The 19,650-nt window shown below is 66.8% G+C and carries 17 protein-coding genes; 11 read left to right on the forward strand and 6 right to left on the reverse strand.

Annotated elements, in window-relative coordinates:
* The first annotated feature begins 43 nt into the window (after positions 1–43).
* The 3 genes from WC729_RS02995 to WC729_RS03005 are packed head-to-tail and all read left to right on the forward strand — an operon-like array spanning position 44 to position 4,350.
* Entirely contained in the window at positions 44–1,510 is a 1,467-nt protein-coding gene (locus WC729_RS02995; RefSeq protein WP_372849379.1) for a hypothetical protein, read from the forward strand.
* Positions 1,507–1,839, forward strand: a complete 333-nt coding sequence (locus WC729_RS03000; RefSeq protein WP_372849381.1) for a hypothetical protein — start codon at positions 1,507–1,509, stop codon at positions 1,837–1,839. Before WC729_RS02995 ends, WC729_RS03000 begins: the two co-directional genes overlap by 4 nt.
* Positions 1,840–4,350 (forward strand): Hsp70 family protein, encoded by a 2,511-nt coding sequence (locus WC729_RS03005; RefSeq protein WP_372849383.1) that lies wholly within the window; start codon positions 1,840–1,842, stop codon positions 4,348–4,350.
* A 35-nt stretch (positions 4,351–4,385) separates the two neighbouring features.
* Here the strand turns inward: WC729_RS03005 and WC729_RS03010 are convergent, their stop codons facing one another.
* Both WC729_RS03010 and WC729_RS03015 read right to left on the reverse strand, forming a co-directional pair.
* Complete coding sequence (locus WC729_RS03010; RefSeq protein ID WP_372849385.1) at positions 4,386–5,315, reverse strand: DUF3829 domain-containing protein; 930 nt, start codon at positions 5,313–5,315, stop codon at positions 4,386–4,388.
* Between the two features lie 90 nt (positions 5,316–5,405).
* Positions 5,406–7,187, reverse strand: a complete 1,782-nt coding sequence (locus WC729_RS03015) for an ABC-F family ATP-binding cassette domain-containing protein (RefSeq protein WP_372849387.1) — start codon at positions 7,185–7,187, stop codon at positions 5,406–5,408.
* A 118-nt stretch (positions 7,188–7,305) separates the two neighbouring features.
* Here WC729_RS03015 and WC729_RS03020 point away from each other — a divergent pair, with 118 nt between their 5' ends.
* From WC729_RS03020 to WC729_RS03030, 3 genes are all read left to right on the forward strand, one after another.
* Positions 7,306–7,605 (forward strand): PepSY domain-containing protein, encoded by a 300-nt coding sequence (locus tag WC729_RS03020; RefSeq protein ID WP_372849389.1) that lies wholly within the window; start codon positions 7,306–7,308, stop codon positions 7,603–7,605.
* Between the two features lie 34 nt (positions 7,606–7,639).
* Positions 7,640–8,305, forward strand: coding sequence for a response regulator transcription factor (locus tag WC729_RS03025; RefSeq protein WP_272625383.1), 666 nt, complete (start codon positions 7,640–7,642; stop codon positions 8,303–8,305).
* Positions 8,306–8,469: 164 nt separating this feature from the next.
* A complete protein-coding gene (locus tag WC729_RS03030) occupies positions 8,470–9,777 on the forward strand; it encodes an ATP-binding protein (protein ID WP_372850983.1) in 1,308 nt (435 codons plus the stop codon).
* 39 nt (positions 9,778–9,816) lie between these two features.
* Here the strand turns inward: WC729_RS03030 and WC729_RS03035 are convergent, their stop codons facing one another.
* Both WC729_RS03035 and WC729_RS03040 read right to left on the reverse strand, forming a co-directional pair.
* The gene (locus WC729_RS03035; protein WP_372849391.1) at positions 9,817–10,815 is read right to left on the reverse strand and encodes an LLM class flavin-dependent oxidoreductase; all 999 of its coding nucleotides are present in this window, start codon (positions 10,813–10,815) and stop codon (positions 9,817–9,819) included.
* Positions 10,816–10,913: 98 nt separating this feature from the next.
* A complete protein-coding gene (locus WC729_RS03040) occupies positions 10,914–11,501 on the reverse strand; it encodes a TetR/AcrR family transcriptional regulator (protein ID WP_372849393.1) in 588 nt (195 codons plus the stop codon).
* Between the two features lie 80 nt (positions 11,502–11,581).
* On the opposite strand from WC729_RS03040, the gene WC729_RS03045 reads away from it, so the two are divergent.
* Entirely contained in the window at positions 11,582–11,818 is a 237-nt protein-coding gene (locus tag WC729_RS03045; protein WP_372849395.1) for a hypothetical protein, read from the forward strand.
* Here the strand turns inward: WC729_RS03045 and WC729_RS03050 are convergent.
* Positions 11,815–14,178 carry a S8 family peptidase gene (locus tag WC729_RS03050; RefSeq protein WP_372849397.1) on the reverse strand — a complete coding sequence of 788 codons (2,364 nt, stop codon included), beginning with the start codon at positions 14,176–14,178 and terminating at the stop codon, positions 11,815–11,817. The two genes, WC729_RS03045 and WC729_RS03050, sit on opposite strands and share 4 nt — an antisense overlap.
* A 111-nt stretch (positions 14,179–14,289) precedes the next feature.
* On the opposite strand from WC729_RS03050, the gene WC729_RS03055 reads away from it, so the two are divergent.
* From WC729_RS03055 to WC729_RS03070, 4 genes are all read left to right on the forward strand, one after another.
* On the forward strand, positions 14,290–14,955 hold the full coding sequence (locus WC729_RS03055) for a pyrimidine 5'-nucleotidase (protein ID WP_372849399.1): 666 nt from the start codon (positions 14,290–14,292) through the stop codon (positions 14,953–14,955).
* Positions 14,952–15,776 (forward strand): 2,3,4,5-tetrahydropyridine-2,6-dicarboxylate N-succinyltransferase, encoded by an 825-nt coding sequence (gene dapD, locus WC729_RS03060; RefSeq protein WP_372849401.1) that lies wholly within the window; start codon positions 14,952–14,954, stop codon positions 15,774–15,776. Before WC729_RS03055 ends, dapD begins: the two co-directional genes overlap by 4 nt.
* 96 nt (positions 15,777–15,872) lie before the next feature.
* Positions 15,873–16,838 carry a class II fructose-bisphosphatase gene (gene glpX, locus WC729_RS03065; protein ID WP_372849403.1) on the forward strand — a complete coding sequence of 322 codons (966 nt, stop codon included), beginning with the start codon at positions 15,873–15,875 and terminating at the stop codon, positions 16,836–16,838.
* A gap of 98 nt (positions 16,839–16,936) precedes the next feature.
* Positions 16,937–17,536, forward strand: coding sequence for a YdeI family protein (locus WC729_RS03070; protein WP_372849405.1), 600 nt, complete (start codon positions 16,937–16,939; stop codon positions 17,534–17,536).
* A gap of 6 nt (positions 17,537–17,542) precedes the next feature.
* Here the strand turns inward: WC729_RS03070 and WC729_RS03075 are convergent, their stop codons facing one another.
* The gene (locus WC729_RS03075; RefSeq protein WP_372849407.1) at positions 17,543–19,579 is read right to left on the reverse strand and encodes a TonB-dependent receptor plug domain-containing protein; all 2,037 of its coding nucleotides are present in this window, start codon (positions 19,577–19,579) and stop codon (positions 17,543–17,545) included.
* Positions 19,580–19,650 lie beyond the last annotated feature (71 nt).

Raw genomic sequence — 19,650 nt, forward strand, 5'->3', positions numbered from 1 at the left:
TCGTCGCGTTTCGCGCGCGCCGAATCGTTCGGGAGTGCGCACCGTGAGTTGGCTGAGCAGGCGGCCCCCCGTCGCCGAATCCGAAGTCGAGCCCCCGGTCGAGACACCGGAAACGGCCGCCCGACTGCGCCGCATCGTTGCGCGGCAGCAAGCGCCGGAAGATGAGGCCGCTGGCCACCAGACCGCCGACGGCGCGATCGCGCTGGCCGACAACGCCTTTGCCATCCTTGGCATCGCGCTCGACGCCACGAGCGAGCGCATCAGCCAGGCGTTCGACGACCTGTCCTTCGAACCCGGGCAGGATCCAGCGCGGCTCGACGCAGCACGCGCGCGCCTGCTCTCGGCGCGCGACCGGCTTGGCCAGGAGCTTGGCTGGCTTCCTGAATGCTCGACCGAAGCACAGGCGAAGGCCCGAGCGGCGATCGTCGCAGGCGACATCGCCGCGATCGCCGATGCGCGGGATTCGGCTTATGGCCTGGCCCGGCTGAACCTCAGCACGACGCTCGCCGCCGCTCGGCCAAGCGATCTCCACGCAACACTCGCCGTGCTCGGTGACGCGCAGCTATGGAGTGCCGACACGACGCTCGACCGGATCGACGAGGCGCGGCTCCGCGCCGGGTTCAAGCCGGTCGACCCGGAACAATGGAACCGCGCGGTCGAGGACCGGCTCGGCGAGATCGCCGCGACGCTCGCGCCCTGCTTCGCGGACTCGCAGGACGGCCGCTCCGCGCTGACCAACGCGATGCTCCGTTCCGCCGCTGCCAGCGACGGGCGCGGCACTGTGTTCCTCGAAAAGGTCGCCGCGGCGCATGGGGCGAATATCGATCGCCGGCTGGAACAGCTCAGCGAACGCATCTCGACCTATGTCGACCGCTTGCGCGAACGGCCCTTCGACCAGGGGATCGCGACCTCGCTGCTGTCGTCGCTCGACATGTGGTCGCAGCTCCGCCGCCCGATCCAGATCCTGGAGGCAGCGCGCGGGCTCGACGACCCGTCCTCGGCGGCGATCCTCAAGCGCATCCGCGAACTCGCGGTCGACCTCGCCAATGACTTCAAGCAATTCGATATCGCGCTCCGTCTCGCCCGTGCCCTGGTCACCTGCTTCGCCCAGGTGCCGAACCTGAAGCAGGTCATCGAAAACGAGATGCCGGTGCTGATTTCCAACGCGCTGTTCGAGAGGCTGCGCAGCGTCTGCGACATGGTTCGCAAGCATCACCGGGAATTCGCGCGGCATCTGCCCAGGGCAGTGATCGGCACCGACGCACCGGGGCTGATCGGCGAACTGATCTATGCGTTCGAGGAATCCTGCAATTCGAGCACGCCGCAAGTCGCCGGACCCTGGTGGGTGCTGCGCGACCTCGGCATCACCTTGAACAACGAATATGGCTATCGCGACACCGCGCTGATCCTGATGGGCTGGATGATCGAGCAGGTCCCGCCCCAGGACGTGCTGGTCAAGCTGCGCGACGATGTGCGCTTCCTCCAGCCCCAGCCCCGGACGCCAAGATGAGCGACGGGGCGCTGGCCGAGCTTGCGGTCAACTACTGGAAGCTGTGCCTCGCGCTCGAACGCGAGCTTGCCTTCGTACCCGAGGCCCGGGTGCAGAGCGGGGAGGCAACGTTGCGCTTCGCCCGGCGCAAGCTCGAGTCGATCCTCGACCGGCAATCGATGCGCCTCGTCACCTTCGACGGCGAGCCCTGGTCCCCCGCCCTGCCCGCCAGCCCGATCAACCCCGAAGACGTCGATGCCGACGCGGTCGTCCATACGACGATCGAGCCGACCATCATGGGGCCGTCTGCCCCGATCGTCGCCGGGAAAGTCCTGTTGAGGAACGCCTGAATGTATCTCGGAATCGATCTCGGCACATCCAACTCGGCGATCGTCGGCAATCGCGGCGGCACGCTGGAGCTGTTCAAGGCCGTCAGCGGGGAGGATGTGCTCGCCTCGGTGGTGATGCGCGACCGCAATGGCGGCCGCTATGTCGGCAAGCGCGCATACGACCAGCTGCGCATCGCACCCGAAGGCATCGCCGCTCGCTTCAAGCGGCTGCTCGGCACCAGCACCACGCTGCCCTTCGGCAATGAGGGCGACACGATCACGCCGGAAGAAGCCAGCACCGAAGTGCTGCGCCAATTGCTCAAGCAGGTCCGCGCCGGCGTCGGCGATACCGAGATCCAGGGCGCCGTGGTCACCGTACCCGCCGCCTTCAACCAGATGCAGTCCGAGGCGACGATCCGCGCCGCGCTCGCCGCCGAGCTGGGCCAGGTCGGCCTGTTGCAGGAACCGGTCGCCGCGGCACTTGCCTGCCTCGAACGCCCCGAATCGCGCACCGGCCTGTTCCTGGTCTATGATCTGGGCGGCGGCACTTTCGATGTGGCGCTGGTCCGCGCGATCGATGGATCGGTCTCGATCGAGGCGCATGAGGGCATCAACATGCTCGGCGGCAGCGATTTCGATCGCATGATCGTCGATTCGATCGTCCGCCCCTGGCTCAAGGCCGAATTCCAGCTCCCCGACGACGCGCAGGACCGCCCCGAATTCCGCCGCCTGATCGCGCTTGCCTTGTCCAATGCGGAACAGGCGAAGATCGAACTGTCGACCTCGAACGAAGCGATGATCTTCGTGTCGGAGCGCGAGGTGGGCGCGACCGACCAGGCCGGCCGTCCGATCTATATCGAGGCAGTGCTCACCCGCGAGGCGCTGGAGGAACTGGTCTCCGAGAAGGTCGACCGCTCGATCGAGCTGTGCCGCAAGGTGATCGCCGACAATGGCTATACGCCCGAGGATATCAGCAAGGTGGTGCTGATCGGCGGCCCCTCGCGCATGCCGATCGTTCGCCGGCGCGTGCCGCTGGAGCTCGGCATCGAAACCGATCTCGACATCGATCCGATGACCGCGGTCGCGCGCGGCGCAGCGGTCTACGCCGAGAGCCGGCAATGGTCGGACGGCGAGACCGTCAGCAAGAAGAGCCGCGTGCAGCAGGATGCCGGCACGCGCGTCTCCTATGATTTCGAGGCGCGCACCGCGAAGGATCGCGCCCGCATCCGCGTCACCGCCGTCGGCGACGCCACGGGCCTGCGCGTCACCGCCACCGCCAGCGATGGCCGCGACTATGGCGAGCGGCTCGTTGCCGAGGGACCGATCTTCACCGTCCAGCTCGGCGCCGGCGAGACCAAGGTGACGATGACGGTCGTCGACGCTGAAGGCGCGCGGATCGAGGATGCGTGCGCCGATCTGGTCATCACCCGCATCTCGGCGGTCGCGGCGGGTGCGCCCTGCACCAGCACCATCGCGGTGAAGGTCGAGGACGGCGACGGCGTCCGCTCGATCAACATCCTCGAACCGATCGTGCGCAAGGGCGAGATGCTGCCGCAAAAGGGCGTGAAGGCGCTCCGCTCGGCCCGCAAGCTGGCACCCGGCGCGACCGACTGGATCGATATCGAGCTCTATGAGCAGGCCGAAGGCGTGCTCGAGCCTGAGGCGAACCTGCTGATCGGCTCCTTCCGGCTGAGCGGGGAGGATCTGCCGCCGCATGTCGCGCCGCTGATGCCGGGCGACCAGGTCGTGGTGCACTGGCAGATCGACGATAGTCAGCTGATCCGTTGCTCGGTCGAGATCCCCGAACAGGGCCTGCATCTGCGCGACCACAGCTTCTATGTCGACGATCTCGCCCGGATCGATTTCGGCACGAACGGCCGGGCTTTCGCGACTGACGCGCTGACGGCGGTCGACCGCAGTTTCGACGCGATCTCCGACACGCTCCGCGCGCACTGCCAGCCCGAGATCGCGGTGCTGCGCCGCCGCCTCGACCAGCAGTTCGACCGGCTCCGCACCGTCGACGAAGCCGACGGCTATCGCTCGATCACTGAGGAAGCGCGGCTGATCCGCCAGGAGATTTCCCGCCTGCGCCACCGCCCCGACCTGCGCGCCGCGGTGCTCGCCAGCGACCTCGCCCAGACCGAGCGCCTCGCCCGCCAGCTCACCGCGTCGATGAGCGAGTCAGCCCATGCTCAGGTCCAGCAACATTATGCGACCGCGCAGCGCGCACTGGACGACGGCCAGTTCAAGGTCGCCGAGCGCGCGATCGAGGCGATGACCGCGATCCTCCACCGCGTACTGATCGAACAGCCCGATTTCCTGATCGACCAGTTCACCTATCTGCGGCGCGAACAACGCCACGCGGCGCTCGATACCGGCCGGTTCGACGCCCTGGTGGTGCGCGGGGAAGCCGCCATCGCCGCGCGCAGCTTCTCGGACCTGCGCACCGTCATCGGCGAAATCTATTCGATCCTCTCCAGTACCAGTGGCCGGGCCGGTGATGCGGCGGCGCTGGCGGGGCTCCGGCGCTAGGAAGCCGCGCGAACCTCCCCGAACCTCCCCGAACCTCAAGGAATCCCGTTCGCCGCGCTGACGGCCCGGTTATAGGCATCGACGGTGGATTGCATGTCGCTCGCGCTGTGCGACTGCTTCAGCTGGCGATATTGCCCGACCATCGATCCGAGCAGATCGGCGACGACGCCGTACATCCCGATCCTGCTCTTCTCCACGGGCTCGACCGCCTTTGTTCTGGCGGAGGCGATGGATTTTTGCTGTTCGGACAACAGCGCCTCGATCGAGGCGGCCAGCGTATCGGCTTTGCCCAGCACCGCCGGATCGTTCAGATCGGCGGGCTTTTTGAACAGGCCGACCAGATCCTCCGCCTGCTGCATCGCCAGCTTGTTGGTATAGCCGAGCGTGTCGCCCCGTTGCTTGAGCGCGGCAAGCTCGCTCTCCACGCGGGCGTGGCGTTGATGCAGCAGTGCGGTGTTGAAATCGTTCAGGGCGGTAATGGCGGCATCGAATTCCGCGATCATCTGCGCGTCTTCGCGCCTGCCGCGTTCGAGCCCGTCCTGGCGATAGCTCTTGGCGTTGTAATAGGCATAGAGCGGTTCGAGCCGCGCCAGCACCTTCGTCAGCGCATCGTCCAGTTTCGCCGCAGCGGCGTCGAGCGCGCCCAGGCTGCCCGGCAAGGCGCGAGCGGCCTTCAGCTTGCCCTCGGCGTTTTCTATCCAACCCTGGCTGATCGAGATGTCGTCGGCAGGCGACCGGCGCGCGATGTTCGCCTCCTTATAGGTCTGGACGGTCACGGGCAGGCCATAGGTGTCAAGCAGGGCATTATAAGCATCGGTATAAGCGCTGATCTTTGCCGCCGCGGCCGGCGAGCTGTCGGCAGCAACCGCCGTCGCTTCATTGCCGGCTCCGCCGGTGGGGCCGCACGCGCCCAGAACGAGCAATCCGGCCAGGGCCAAGCCCCGGCGCACCATCCCTGCCTGCATGCAATCGACCCCTGTTTCGTTCCAGGGGCGTAATGCACGAAACGCGGTTTCGATCCGTCCCGGACAGGCGCGGATCCGCCACTTGACGACTTAGCCCAGGCTTTCGGCCATCTCCGCCAGCTCGAGCCAGCGCATTTCGGCCGCGTCCTTTTCCGCGCGCGCGACATCGATCGCCTTCATCAGCCGGTCGAACGCGGCGGGATCCTTCGCGTAGAGATCGGGATCGGCCAGCGCCGCCTCGTCGTACGCGATCGCCTTCTCCAATTCCTCGATCCGCTTGGGCAGCAGCTCGTAATCGCGCTGGTCCTTGTAGGTCAGCTTGACCTTGGGCGGCGGCGGTGCGGTCGGCTCCGCCTTGCGCGGATTGGGGCGCTTGCCGCCCGACACGCGCAGCTTGCGGCGCTTTTCCCAATCCTCATAGCCGCCCGCAACGACATCGACCGTGCCCGACCCGTCGAGCCCGAGCGTGATCGTCACCGTGCGGTCGAGAAAGTCGCGATCATGGCTGACGATCAGCACAGTACCGTCATAGTCGCTGATCACCTCCTGCAGCAGATCGAGCGTCTCCAGATCGAGATCGTTGGTCGGCTCGTCCAGCACCAGCAGGTTCGAAGGACGCGCGAATTCCCGCGCCAGCAACAGCCGCGAGCGCTCGCCGCCCGACAGGGTGCCGATCATCGCATCGACCAGCCCGGGTTCGAACAGGAACTCCTTGAGGTAGCCGATGACGTGCTTCTTGACGCCCTGGACCTCGATCCAGTCGCCGCCATCGGCCAGCACCTCGCGCACCGTCTTGTCGGGCGCCATCAGGCTGCGCTGCTGGTCGATGACGATCGCGTCGAGCGTCTTGGCAAGCCGGATATGCCCAGCGTCGGGCGCAAGCTCGCCGGTCAGCAACTTGAGCAGGGTCGACTTGCCCGCGCCGTTTGCGCCGACGATGCCGATCCGATCGCCGCGCGTGATGCGCAGGGTCAGATCCTTGATGATCGGACGATCCCCGAAACTCTTGGACACGCCCTTTACATCGATCACCACCTTGGTGCGCGCGTCATCGGTGCCGATGGTCAGGTTCGCAGTGCCCTGCGGTCCCATCATCGAGGCGCGTTCGGCGCGCATGTCCTTCAGCTTCGCGAGCCGCCCCTGGTTGCGCTTGCGCCGGCCGGTCACGCCGCGCAGCAGCCAATGCTCCTCGATCTTGAGCTTGGCGTCGAGCCGCTCGGCATTGCGCTGCTCTTCGGCGAAGACGGTATCGGTCCACGCCTCGAACCCGCCAAAGCCGATCTCGGCGCGCCGCACGGTGCCGCGGTCGAGCCACAGGGTCTGCTTCGTCAGCCGCGTCAGGAAGGTTCGATCATGGCTGATCACGATGAACGCCCCGCGGAAGCGCGACAGCCAGTCCTCGAGCCAGTCGATCGCAACGATGTCGAGATGGTTGGTCGGCTCGTCGAGCAGCAGCACATCGGGGTCCTGCGCCAGCGCGCGGACGATCGCCGCCCGCCGCCGCTCGCCGCCCGAGGCGCTGGCGGATTCGCGCGTCAAGTCGATGCCGAGCTGGTCGGCGATCGCCTCCGCCTCGTGTCGCGCCGGCGCATCGTCGCCCGACAGCACATAGTCGCTGAGCGTGGCGAAGGTGCGCAGATCCGGCTCCTGCTCGAGCAGGATCACGCGCGTGCCCGGCACGATCGTCCGCCGCCCTTCGTCCGCTTCGATCTTGCCGGCGATCAGCTTGAGCAACGTCGTCTTGCCCGCACCGTTGCGCCCGATCAGCGCGAGCCGGTCGCGCGGCTGCACATGGATGTCGAGGCCGCGGAACAGCCACCCCGATCCCTGGATGATGCCGAGATTTTCATATGCGAGGATTGGGGCTGCCATGCGGGCTCCGTTAGGGCGGCGCGCCCGCCCCGGCAAGTTGCCCCGGGAAGTTGCGCTTGCCTGACCGAAGCATTCACAGGCTGTTCAAGCCCGGCTCCCTATGCGAGACGCAATGAAGATGCTCGTACCACTTGCGTTATCCGCCTTCGCTGCGCTTGGCCCGGTTTCCGCTCCCGCGGAACCCGTCCAGCGGCGCGACCAGCAGGAAGCGTTCGATCAGCTGCGCAAGGGCCGCATCATGCCGCTGCGCGAGATCGAGGCGCGTGTCCTGCCGCGGATGGCGGGCTCGCAATATCTCGGCGTCGAGCTCGATCCGGCCACGAGTATTTACACGCTCAAGTTCGTGCGTAAGGGAACTGTCATCTGGGTGTATGTCGATGCCCGTTCGGGCAAAGTCATCGGCCAGGACGGTAATTGAACGCCACCAAGGCGTCGTCTGAAGGGATAAACCTATGCGCGTTCTGATCGTCGAGGACGAGCCCAGCCTGGGCCAGCAATTGAAGAACACGCTGGAAGGCGCGGGTTATGCCATCGATCTCGCCACTGATGGCGAGGAAGGCCATTTCCTCGGCTCCACCGAAAATTACGACGCGATCGTGCTTGACCTCGGCCTGCCCGAGATCGACGGGCTGACCGTGCTCGACCGCTGGCGCAAGGAAGGCCGCACCGCACCCGTCCTGGTGCTCACCGCGCGCGACAGCTGGTCGGACAAGGTCGCCGGGCTCGATGCCGGCGCCGACGATTATGTCGCCAAGCCCTTCCAGTCCGAGGAGCTGATCGCCCGCCTGCGCGCGCTGATCCGTCGTGCCTCGGGCAATGCCTCGTCGGAGCTGACCGCGGGCGATGTCCGCCTCGACACCCGGTCGGGCAAGGTCACGCTCGCCGGCGAGCCGGTCAAGCTGACAGCGCAGGAATACAAGCTGCTCAGCTATCTGCTCCACCACAAGGGCAAGGTGGTCAGCCGCACCGAGCTGATCGAGCATATCTACGACCAGGATTTCGATCGCGATTCGAACACGATCGAGGTCTTCGTCACCCGCATCCGCAAGAAGCTGGGGCAGGACGTCATCACCACCATCCGGGGGCTGGGCTACAGCCTCGAGGATCCGGATGCGTGATTTCGCGCCTTTGACGACCGATGGCTGACGGCGAGGCCATAATCGCGGCCGAAACCCCGGTCACGCACGAGAAACCGGTTACGCCCGCGAAACCGGTCGAGGAACACCGCCCGGCCCCGACGATCTATCCCAAGCAGAAGACCACCGGCTCGCTCAGCCGGCGGATGATCTTCATCGCGGCGGGCTGGATCCTGCTGCTGCTGACCGGCGGCGGCTTCGCGCTCGACCGTGTCCTCGCCGCCGCCGTCACCCGCAATTTCGACGACCAGCTCGAATATGTGCTGACCGCCCTGATCGTCTCGTCGGAGATCGGACCGGACGGCGAGGTCGTGTTCAACCGCGAGCCCGCCGACCAGCGTTTCCTCGAGCCCTATTCGGGCCTGTACTGGCAGGTCAGCGCCAAGGGCCGCGAGCCCTTCTCGTCGCGCTCGCTGTGGGACCGGCGGATGGCGTTCGGCAGCAATCATAGCGACCTGGCTGTCCATGCCTATGACAGCCCGCAATTCGGCGAGGAGAAGCTCCGCATCCTCGAACGCGACGTGAAGCTGCCCGGGTCGTCGATCCGCTGGCGCTTCCAGGTGGCGCAGAGCCGCGACGGGCTCGACGCGCAGATCAGCGTGCTGCGCAGGACGTTGATCCGCAGCTTCCTCCTGCTCGCGCTCGGGCTGATCGTGATGGCTGCGCTGCAGACCTTTTACGGTCTGTGGCCGCTGCGCCGCGTGCGCGAGGAGATCGCCCGGATGCGCGCCGGCAAGTCGCGCCAGGTCGAACGCGCCATGCCCAACGAGGTCGCGCCTTTGGTCGAGGAACTGAACGCGCTGATCGAGCATAACGAGAAGCAGGCCGAGGAAGCTCGGCGCCACGCCGGCAACCTCGCCCATGCGCTCAAGACGCCGCTCACCGTCATCATGAACGCCGCGACCGCCCAGGCCGACGATCTCGGCGAGACGGTGGTGCGCGAGGCACGGACGATGCGTCGCCAGGTCGACCACCACCTAGCCCGCGCCCGCGCCGTCGGCCGGCGGGGCTCGGCGCACAGCCGCGCGGACGTCTGGCCCAGCCTCGAATCGGTCGAGCGCGCGGTGGGGCGGCTCTACCGCCATGTCCGCATCGACGTGACCGGCCCGAAGGACCTGCAGGTCCATGTCGAGCGCCAGGACCTCGACGAGATGCTCGGCAATCTGATCGAGAATGCCGCGAAATATGGCGGCGGCAGCGTTTTCGTGACGGTGGGGGCGCAGGCGGGCTTCGTCGAGTTCCTGATCGAGGACGACGGCGTCGGCATTCCCGAAGAGGAACGCATCCGCATCTTCGATCGCGGCGTGCGGCTTGATACCGGCAAGCCAGGGACTGGCCTGGGGCTGGCGATCGTGCGCGACGTGGCGGAGATCTACGAGGGCACGGTCAGCCTTGAGGAGAGCGAGGATCTCGGTGGCCTGATGGTGCGGCTGAGGCTGCCGGCGGCGAACTAACTTCTTAAGCCCCTCCCCTTCGGGGGAGAGGCTTGAAGATCAGGCAGCCACTCTCAGCTCCCGCATCACCTCAGCGGTGATCGACAGGCTCCGCTTCCGCGCCTCATGATCGTAGATCGAACTCGCGATCATCAGCTCGTCCACCCCGGTCCGCTCCACGAACGCCGCGATTCCCCGCGCCACCGTCGCCGGGCTCCCGACCGCCGAGCATTGCAGCACATGATCGAGGATACGCTCGCCCTGCGGCCCCAGCGTCGCGCGATAGCCATGCACCGGCGGCTTCAGCAGCCCCGGATTGCCGGTGCGCAGCGCAACGAAGGCCTGTTGCTGCGAACTCGAGAGCAGTTCGGCCTCTTCATCGCTATCCGCGGCGAACACGTTGAACCCCGCCATCAGGTGCGGCCTGGCCAGCATCTTTGAAGGCCGGAAATCGCGCCGATAGATCGCGATCGCCTGGTCCAGCGCGTCCGGCGCAAAATGCGAGGCGAAGGCATAAGGCAGCCCCAGCATTGCCGCGAGCTGCGCGCCGAACGTGCTCGACCCCAATATCCACAAGGCCACATCAGCGCCCGCACCCGGCGTCGCGCGGATGCCGGTCTGCCCGTCATCGGCGAAATAGCTCTGCAACTCGACCACATCGCGTGGAAAGCCATTGGGATCGCTCTCCAGCGTCCGGCGCAGCGCCCGAGCGACGATCTGGTCCGATCCTGGCGCGCGACCAAGGCCCAGATCGATCCGTCCCGGGAACAACGCGTCGAGCGTCCCGAACTGCTCGGCGATCACCAGGGGCGCATGGTTGGGCAGCATGATGCCCCCCGCCCCGACCCGGATGCTCTCGGTCGCTGCGGCGACATGCGCGATCACCACCGCCGTCGCGGCACTGGCGATACCGGTCATGCCGTGATGCTCGGCCACCCAATAGCGGCTAAAGCCGAGGCTTTCGGCGTGCCGGGCGAGATCGGCGGCATTGGCGAGGGATCGGGAAACGCTGCCGCCTTCAGTGACGGGAACGAGATCGAGCAGGGAATAGGCTGTCATGGCAGGCAAGATGGGGTGCGCGGCGCGCCGGTGGAAGCCCTTCGGTCAGCTGCGGCGACAAGCAATGCTATCGGCACGGCGCATATTGCTTCTGCGCGTCACGAACGCACGGTCAGCGCGGAAAGCAGCAGTTCCGCTGCCCATGTGCGATAGTCCGCCGCCGACCATCCCCGCTTCGCGACAAGATCGTCCCAGGTCTCGATCGATGTCACCGTCCAGACAAGGTCGGCCGCGAGCGCCGGATCGAGATCGGGTCGAAGCCGCCCTTCGGCCTTGACCCGGGCGACTACGGCACGGCACCCTGCCAGCCGGTCGTCCTGCCGATCCTGCCAGGCCTGCTGCGCAGCTGGATCCTGCCGGCGCAGAAGCTCGAAAGCGTCGGCCAGCGGCTTGTAGTCTGGATTCCACCGGGCCTGGCGATCGATGATCGCCAGCAACCCGTCGACTCCGCTTGGCGCGGCGCGAATTTTCACTTGCTCCTGAACGAGGCCGCGCTGACCGTCGACATAGCGCAGCACGGCGATGAACAGGTCCGCCCGGTCGGCAAAGGTCAGATAGAGCGTCTGACGCGAAAGTCCCGCCTCCTTCGCAATCCGGCTCATCGTCAGCGGCGTATCGCCCCGCCGGATCAACGCGAGAGTGGCCTGGAGGATGCGCGTTCGCGTCGTCGGCGGAGAACTTGACATAGTGTAAACCTCAGGGCAAAGCCAATGCGACTTTACACAGTGTCAAGTGATGGCACGATTGAGAGCCCAGGAGAAGCGCCATGCTGATTCACACTTTCCGAGGGCCCGGACGGGTGTTCGGCTTCACCACCGACTCCGCTGGCGCCAACCTGCCGTCGCGCTACGCCCCATGGACGGCGTTCAAGTCGCTCGACATGCATCGGGACGAACCGCATGCCGGGGTCGATGTGAATAGCTGCCTCGACGATATCGACACGTATGGCTTCCATCTGACCGACGCGCATGAACGCATCACTCAAACGGCTATTCCAGCCTAGAACGCGACTGAATAGCGCAGGGCGGCGCCCGCATCGTCGGGTAGCGCCGCGAAATTGCCCGGGTCCTTCCGCCAGAAGACATTGGTCTGCAACGCCCCGCCCCAGACCGGCAGAGCATAGCGCGCCTCCATGTCGATCTCCCGGCCGGTCGGCGCGAGGTTGAGCCGCTGGGTGGTCCACTGCGTCACGGCGAGCAGGTCGTAATCATAATAGGTCGGCAGCCTGAGATCGATCCCGCCGCGTGCCACGCGGAGCGGTTGCGCGAGGCGCAGGCCGAAGCTGTCCGAGCGGCCGAACAGGCCGTTCTTGCCGATATCGCCGGCAAAGGCGTTGGTACGGATCATGCCCCGGCCGGTCAGCCCGCCGCGCACATCGGCCAGGGTCCAGCCCTGGCGTAGCGACCCGCCCATCGACCAGCCGCTACCCATGTCCCAGCGCGCCGCCACGTCGAGGAACCAGCTCGTCCCGCGGGTGCCGCCCAATGCATTGCCGAAGCGCGCGCCGAGCACCGTATCATATTCCGCGAGCCGCGTGCCGGTCAGGCCGACATTCAGGCCGCCGAACTGGCGATCGAGCGCAATCGAGGCGCGGTCATAGCCATAGCGGAAATAGCGACTCCACAGGGCCGGCATCTGATCGGCGTCACGGGTCAGCACATCGCCGCTCTCCACTGCCGCGGTCAGGCCGATCATGCCGAATTGCTGGCGGATCGCGCTCGATCCCTTGATATTGCTGTCGAAGCCCTGCCCCTGCACCGGATCGCGCGCGACCAGGAACGCCGAGTCCGCGCGGCCTGCCAGTCGTGCGGTCAGCGTCGATCCGCCCTCGGCGAAGCCGAAGGCGACGCGCGCATCCGACCCCAGGCGCTTCATCACGCTCCCGGCGATCGCCCGTGCCTGTTCGGCCCGCCCCCCGCTCAGGGTGGTGCGCGAGACATTGGCGCCACCCCGCACCGGCGCAACAGTGAGCGCCACCGTCATGTCGTCGTTCAGGCCAGCGGAGAAATTGCGCTGCCGCGATTGCAGCGCGCCGCCCAGCGTACGCTGGGGGCCGCTGCGGTCGATCGTCCGGGCAAGATCGATCGCAAAGGCACGGCTATAGCCATCGAGGATCACGGCGCCGAGTTCGCCCTGTCGCGCATCGCCCATCGGCGCCGAGAGCGTCGCGTTGACGTTCAGTGACGCGGCCGAATGCGTCCCCGCGACGGAGCTTGTTCCGATCGGGGAGAAGGCCCGGGTGAGATCGAGCACACCCTGACCATATACCGCATCGTCGCCGGCGGCCCCGGCATCGCGTGCCGACTGGTACAGGATGTCGACGATCTGCGCGCCCGTCAGATTGGGAAAAGCCTGGGCGAGCAACGCGACCGCGCCCGCGATCTGCGGCGCGGAAAAGGACGTGCCGGACCAGAGGAACGACGTACCCGTCTCGTCCGGCGCCCGCACCCGCTCGCCGACCGCAGCCAGATAATGCGCGATACTGTTGCCGGCACGGTTGCTGAAGGCGGAAATGGCGTCAGCGCCGACCGCGCGCGAATCATTGGAGCCGACCGACCCGGCGATGATCACCAGCCCATGCGCGTCGGACAGGTTGGCCACCTGCGCAAAGGGATCGGGGTTGACCGCGAGATCGGGATGATCGTCGAAATCATTGCCGGCCGAGATGACGATCACGATGCCCGCCGCGGTGGCGCGATTGATCGCCTGGATCACGGCATTGTTCGGCGCATCCCCGCCAAGCGAGATGTTGACCACTCGCGCGCCGTTGGTCCGTGCCAGATCGAGGCCCTGGGCAATCGCATTGTCGTTGAACGAACACCCGCCATCATCCGAGGTATCGGCGCACGTACCCGGCGTATCGGCGCGCGCCACGATCAGCGACGCATCGAACGCGATGCCATGCGTGCCCGCGCCATTACGCCGTCCTGCAATGGTGAAGGACACCGCGGTGCCGTGCCCGCCCTCGTCATCGACCGTACCGTTGCCAGCGGTCGAGGCGGAGTTGGGGTTGATCCGGTTGCCGAATTCCTCGCTCTGCAGGTCGATGCCGCTGTCGATCACGCCGACCGTGATGCCCGCACCCGTGGCGGCGCGGTCATAGGCCGCCAGCGCGTTCGCCGAGACGGCACCGATCGTCGCGCGATATTCGGCGGTGTCGTTGCCGGAGGGAGTCGGCGTGGGCGCCGGGGTCGGTGCGGGCGCGGGTGTCGGGGTCGGCCCGGGGGTCGGCGTCGGCGTGTTGCCGATACCCCCGCCGCCGCCACCTCCCCCACCGCCACACGCCGCCGTCGCGAACAGGCAGGCAAGGGCGGCCGAGCGCAGGAGCTGCGGCCTGATCACGCACATCATGCTGGTTCCCACCGTTCAGAAGAGAATGCGGCGATCGTCGTTGTCGTTGCTTCACCGGCGCCTAACGCCATGCCCCCGCACCCGCCTTGCCCCCGGCGCGGTGCGCGCCTAGAGCCCGGCGCCATGCTCGCGCGTCTCGAACCCATCCGCAACTGGATTTTCGATCTCGACAACACGCTGTATCCGGCGAGCGCCCGGCTGTTCGACCAGATCGACCGCAAGATGGGTGCCTATATCGCCGATCGCTTCGGCTGCGACCTGGTCGAGGCGCGCCGGATCCAGAAAGGCTATTTTCTTGGCCACGGCACCACGCTCGCCGGGCTGATGGCCGAACATGACGTCGATCCGCACCAGTTCCTCGATTTCGTCCATGATATCGAGATGGACGTGCTTGAGGAGAATCTACCCCTCGCCGCGGCGATCGCGAAGCTGCCGGGGCGCAAGATCGTCTTCACCAACGCCGATACGCCTTATGCCGGCCGCGTGCTCGACCGGCTCGGCCTCGGCGCGACCTTCGAGGCAGTGCACGACATCCATGCGATGGACCTGAAGCCCAAGCCGCAGGAATCGGCCTATGCCGGCCTGTGCGCCGCGTTCGGCCTGGATCCGACCGAGAGCCTGTTCGTCGAGGACATGGCGCGCAACCTGAAACCCGCCAAGGCGATCGGCATGACGACGGTGTGGGTCGACAACGGCTCCGAACAAGCGTCCGACATGGACCGCAGCTATATCGATTTCACGACACACGATATCCGGCACTGGCTGGAAGGCATATTGGAGGCACGATGAGCGACTTGCAGGGCACGATCGAGGCAGCATGGGACGCGCGCGACGGGATCAGCACCGCCACCACCGGCGCGGTGCGTGACGCGGTCGACGCCGCGCTCGGCCTGCTCGATTCCGGCGCGGCCCGCGTCGCCGAGCCCGACGGCATTGGCGGCTGGCGCGTCAACCAGTGGCTCAAGAAAGCCGTGCTCCTGTCCTTCCGCCTGAACGACAATGCACTAGTCGATGGCGGCTCGGCCGGTGCGCCGGCGTTCGACAAGGTCCCCTCGAAGTTCGCCGGCTGGGGCGAGGCCGAGTTCCGGACCGCCGGCATCCGCGTCGTCCCCGGCGCCGTTGCGCGGCGCGGCGCGTTCATCGCCAAGGGCGCGATCCTGATGCCGAGCTTCGTCAATATCGGCGCTTATGTCGGCGAAGGCACGATGGTCGATGCCTGGGCCACGGTTGGCAGCTGCGCGCAGATCGGCAGGAACGTCCATCTCTCGGGCGGCGCCGGCATCGGCGGCGTGCTCGAGCCGCTCCAGGCCGATCCCGTCATCATCGGCGACGGCGCGTTCATCGGCGCGCGTGCTGAAGTGGCCGAGGGTGTCCGTGTCGGCGAGGGCGCGGTGCTCTCGATGGGCGTCTATCTCGGCGCCTCGACCAAGATCGTCGACCGGGCGACCGGTGAAGTGTTCCGCGGCGAGGTGCCGCCTTATGCAGTGGTCGTGCCCGGCAGCCTGGGCGGCGGAGACGGCAAGCCGGCGCTCTATTGCGCGGTGATCGTCAAGCGCGTCGACGCGCAGACCCGGTCCAAGACCAGCATCAACGAGCTGCTGCGGGATTGATATCCTCCCCTCCCGCGAACGGGAGGGGAACTCAGTCTCGACAACGTCACACCTCGCTCCTATCCCGCCCCAACATTCGAGGGGAAAACACTGTCCATGACTACCGCCAGCAAGGTCCTCGACCGAGTCCTCGTGCTCGAAATGGTCCGCGTGACCGAAGCCGCGGCGATCGCCGCCTCGAAGCTCGTCGGCCGCGGCGACGAGAAGGCCGCCGACGCCGCCGCCGTCGAGGCGATGCGCGAGGCGCTGAACGAGCTGTACATGGACGGCACCGTGGTGATCGGCGAAGGCGAGCGCGATGAAGCCCCGATGCTGTTCATCGGCGAGAAGGTGGGCTCGGCGATCGGCAAGGGCCCGAAGATCGACATCGCGCTCGATCCGCTGGAAGGCACCACCATCTGCGCCACAGCCGGCCCCAACTCGCTCGCGGTGCTGGCAATCGCCGAGCAGGGCGGCCTGCTCAACGCGCCCGACGTCTATATGGACAAGATCGCGGTCGGCCCGGGCTATCCCGAGGGCATCATCGACCTCGACCGGAGCCCGACCGAGAACGTCAAGGCAGTTGCCGCCGCCAAGGGCGTCGAGCCTTCCGACATCATCGCCTGCGTGCTCGATCGCCCGCGCCACCAGAAGCTGATCGCCGAGCTGCGCGCGCTTGGCTGCGGCATCATGCTGATCGGCGATGGCGACGTCGCGGGCGTGATTGCGACGACCAACCCCGATACCACGATCGACATCTATCTCGGCTCGGGCGGTGCGCCCGAGGGCGTGCTCGCGGCCGCGGCGCTGCGCTGCGTCGGCGGCCAGTTCAAGGGCCGGCTGCTGTTCCGCAACGACGACGAACGCGCCCGCGCCCGCAAATGGGGCGTGACCGATCTCGACAAGCAATACGACCTGACCGAACTGGCCAAGGGCGACTGCATCTTCGCCGCGACCGGCGTCACCGACGGCTCGCTGCTCGCCGGCGTGAAGCGCAAGGCGTCGGTGATGACGACAGAGAGCGTGGTGATGCGCGCCAGTTCCGGTACCGTGCGCTGGGTGAAGGGCGAGCACCGCATCTGAGAGTCGATCGGGAGATCGTCACAAGCTGTCAGTGCCCCCAGCCTTCAGTTCTGCTAGTCTCCTTCGTCCGACACCAGTCCGGATGAGACGGAGCAATCATGGCGCCTGTGAGAGTCGATCCAGCGAAGGTCCACGAATTCAGGGACAGCGCCGCTTTCTACGCCTGGCTCGGCAAGCACCATCACAGCGCGGACGAAGTCTGGATCAAGATCCACAAGGTCGGCTCCGGCCTCCCGTCGATCACGCCCAAGGAAGCGATCGACGTGGTGCTGTGCTGGGGCTGGATCGATGCCATACGCAAGAGCTTCGATGAGACGAGCTATCTCCAGCGCTATACGCCCCGCACTGCGAAGAGCATCTGGAGCAAGATCAACATCGACAATGTCGCCCGCCTGATCGAGGAGGGCCGCATGACCGAACACGGCCTGAAGCAGGTCGAGGCGGCCAGGGCCGATGGCCGCTGGGACCGTGCCTATGGCAGCGGCAAAGGCATGAAGATTCCCGACGACCTGCAAGCCGCGATCGATGCCGAGCCCAAGGCCAGGGCGATGCTGGCAAAGCTGACCGAGCAGAACCGCTTCTCCCTCGCCTTCCGCACCCACAATATGAAGACCGAGGCTGGCCGGAAGAAGAAGATCGAGACGTTCGTCGAGATGCTCAAACGCGGCGAGACGATCTACCCGCAGCGCGAGCGGTGACCGCCCCTACTTCCCGAAGGTTCGCTGCACCGACAGGCCGAAATAGGGTCCGCTGTTGAGCTCCCGCCGCTCGACATAGTTGATCGGTGCCGTGCCGCGCAGGCCAGTATAGCGGTCGCGCACCCGGGTGACGGCGCTGTTGGTCACGTTCTTCGCAAAGGCGCGCAGCGTCCATTGCGGCGTCGGCTTGTACTCGACGAAGAGGTCGACCCGGTCGGGCAGGCGATCGACCTCGATCTCGTCAATCTTGTAGCTGATCTCCTCCTCGGCCAGCACATAGTTCACGCCCCAGCGCAGATGCTGCGCGGGCAGATCGTGCGTGACGCTGACCTTGCCCTCGACCGGCAGGTCGCCCGAGATGCGGCGGCGCTCGCCGGTTGCTGGATCGGTCACCCGGCTGCGCCGCACCACGCCGTTGGCCTGCACCGTCACCCCCTTCACGCCGAGACGATCGAGCGGCAGGTTGAGATCGATCTGTGCCTCGTCTCGCGTGCCGTTGCCGATATTGCCGACCGCGTCGAACACGCCCCCCGGCACGAACACCGGGACCCGGTCGACGACGTTGCTGATCGCCTCATGCCGGGCGGTCAGCACTACCGACCCCTCACCGAACCGGTGCTCCCAGGCGAGCTCGGCGCGCCACAGGCTGTCGGGCTCCAGATCCTTGTTACCGGCAGTCACCGTGCCGCTGGTCAGTGAGGGCGAACTGATGAAGTCGCCGAAATCGAGCTGCCCCACTTCGCGCTCGACCAGGAAACGCAGTTCGTTCGATGTGGACGGCGACCAGCGCGCGAGCATGCGCGGCTTCACGAAGGCCAGCGCCTTGGTCAGCGACGAATCCCCGCTCTGGGTCAGCCGCGAGGTCTCGTAGCGGCCGCCCGCTTCCACCGTCAGCGTCGACGCCACCTGCCAGGTCGTGGTCAGGAACAGCTCGGCGCGCTTTTCCTCGACCCGGACATTGGCGGCGGGCAAAGGGATATTGATTCCTTCCTCCTCGAGCGCGCTGTGACTGTCGAGCACGTTCAACGCTCCCTCCACGCCTGCCTCGATCGAGACCAGCTGGCCCTGGCGGCGGAATACCCCGCGCAGGATCGTCTCGCTCGCGTCGGAGAGTTCCCGCGTCGTGTCCTCGCCGCCGGGCGAAAAGGACCGGTCCGTCCCGTCGACGCCGGTGGTGCGGTGGATGCCGATCAGCTCGACCTGGCTGCGCGCGCCCAGCGGCCTGGTATATTGCAGGCCCGCCTCCCTCGCCCGCGTTTTAACGCGCTCGGTACCCGATGCCTCGAACGCAGTCGGCGCCGTCACATGGTCATCGATATTGGCGAACATGTCGGTGTTCTTGAGCAGTCCGTTGATCCGGACGGTGCCACCCGCCAGCCCCTGCTGATAGCTGCCCGACAGTTCTTTCACATTGTCGCCCTCGGGTTGGCCGTAGGTGGCGACGCGTATGGGGGCGCCGTTGCGGTCGTAGCGGTTGCGCAGGCCGAAGCCGTGCTCGTCGTCGATCTCGGTGTAGATCGCGCCCGCCAGATCGAGCACCTTGTCGCCCACGCCGTACGTCATCTCCCCGCCGACCCGGTACCCCTGATAGTCATGGCGGAAGAGAGCCCCTTCCGCCGACACCCGGCCCGACAGCGCACCGATGCGGTTGCGCACGACATTGGCGATCACCGCATGGCCCTGCATGTCGAAGCCCGCGCCGCCGCTGCGGATCAGCTCGATATGGTCGACTCCGCGCGCCGGGATGCGCTTCAGCACTTCTTCCAGCGCATCCTGCTTGCTCGACGGGCGGCGGCCATCGATCAGGATATTGCCGCCTGCGCCCGCGTAACCGCGCAGATCGGCATCGCCATCGACCAGCCGGAAGCCCGGCAGCAGCTTGACCATGTCGAGCGCCGTGGTGGGCTGCGACCGGGCGAAGGACTCCGCCGGGAATTGGGTGACACCGGCGCGGTCGGCGGATTGGGCGTGAGCGACGGACACGGAAGCGCTCGCCATCAGGGCCACCATCAGCGTGCGGGCAACGTTGGATGTACGAAACATGGAAGGCTCCCGGTGCGTGGCGATGACGCAGCGGCACTGGCAGCTTGTCGCTGACGCGGGCCTTGCGGCGA

This window comes from Sphingomonas sp., from assembly GCF_041661825.1.
Lineage (GTDB): Bacteria > Pseudomonadota > Alphaproteobacteria > Sphingomonadales > Sphingomonadaceae > Sphingomonas.

Bases quoted from the DNA above. Each gene is read 5' to 3' on its own strand.
- WC729_RS03000 (WP_372849381.1), top strand. From the start codon at position 1,507: ATGAGCGACGGGGCGCTGGCCGAGCTTGCGGTCAACTACTGGAAGCTG.
- WC729_RS03005 (WP_372849383.1), top strand. From the start codon at position 1,840: ATGTATCTCGGAATCGATCTCGGCACATCCAACTCGGCGATCGTCGGC.
- WC729_RS03010 (WP_372849385.1), bottom strand. From the start codon at position 5,315: ATGCAGGCAGGGATGGTGCGCCGGGGCTTGGCCCTGGCCGGATTGCTC.
- WC729_RS03015 (WP_372849387.1), bottom strand. From the start codon at position 7,187: ATGGCAGCCCCAATCCTCGCATATGAAAATCTCGGCATCATCCAGGGA.
- WC729_RS03020 (WP_372849389.1), top strand. From the start codon at position 7,306: ATGCTCGTACCACTTGCGTTATCCGCCTTCGCTGCGCTTGGCCCGGTT.
- WC729_RS03025 (WP_272625383.1), top strand. From the start codon at position 7,640: ATGCGCGTTCTGATCGTCGAGGACGAGCCCAGCCTGGGCCAGCAATTG.
- WC729_RS03030 (WP_372850983.1), top strand. From the start codon at position 8,470: ATGATCTTCATCGCGGCGGGCTGGATCCTGCTGCTGCTGACCGGCGGC.
- WC729_RS03035 (WP_372849391.1), bottom strand. From the start codon at position 10,815: ATGACAGCCTATTCCCTGCTCGATCTCGTTCCCGTCACTGAAGGCGGC.
- WC729_RS03040 (WP_372849393.1), bottom strand. From the start codon at position 11,501: ATGTCAAGTTCTCCGCCGACGACGCGAACGCGCATCCTCCAGGCCACT.
- WC729_RS03045 (WP_372849395.1), top strand. From the start codon at position 11,582: ATGCTGATTCACACTTTCCGAGGGCCCGGACGGGTGTTCGGCTTCACC.
- WC729_RS03055 (WP_372849399.1), top strand. From the start codon at position 14,290: ATGCTCGCGCGTCTCGAACCCATCCGCAACTGGATTTTCGATCTCGAC.
- dapD (WP_372849401.1), top strand. From the start codon at position 14,952: ATGAGCGACTTGCAGGGCACGATCGAGGCAGCATGGGACGCGCGCGAC.
- glpX (WP_372849403.1), top strand. From the start codon at position 15,873: ATGACTACCGCCAGCAAGGTCCTCGACCGAGTCCTCGTGCTCGAAATG.
- WC729_RS03070 (WP_372849405.1), top strand. From the start codon at position 16,937: ATGGCGCCTGTGAGAGTCGATCCAGCGAAGGTCCACGAATTCAGGGAC.
- WC729_RS03075 (WP_372849407.1), bottom strand. From the start codon at position 19,579: ATGTTTCGTACATCCAACGTTGCCCGCACGCTGATGGTGGCCCTGATG.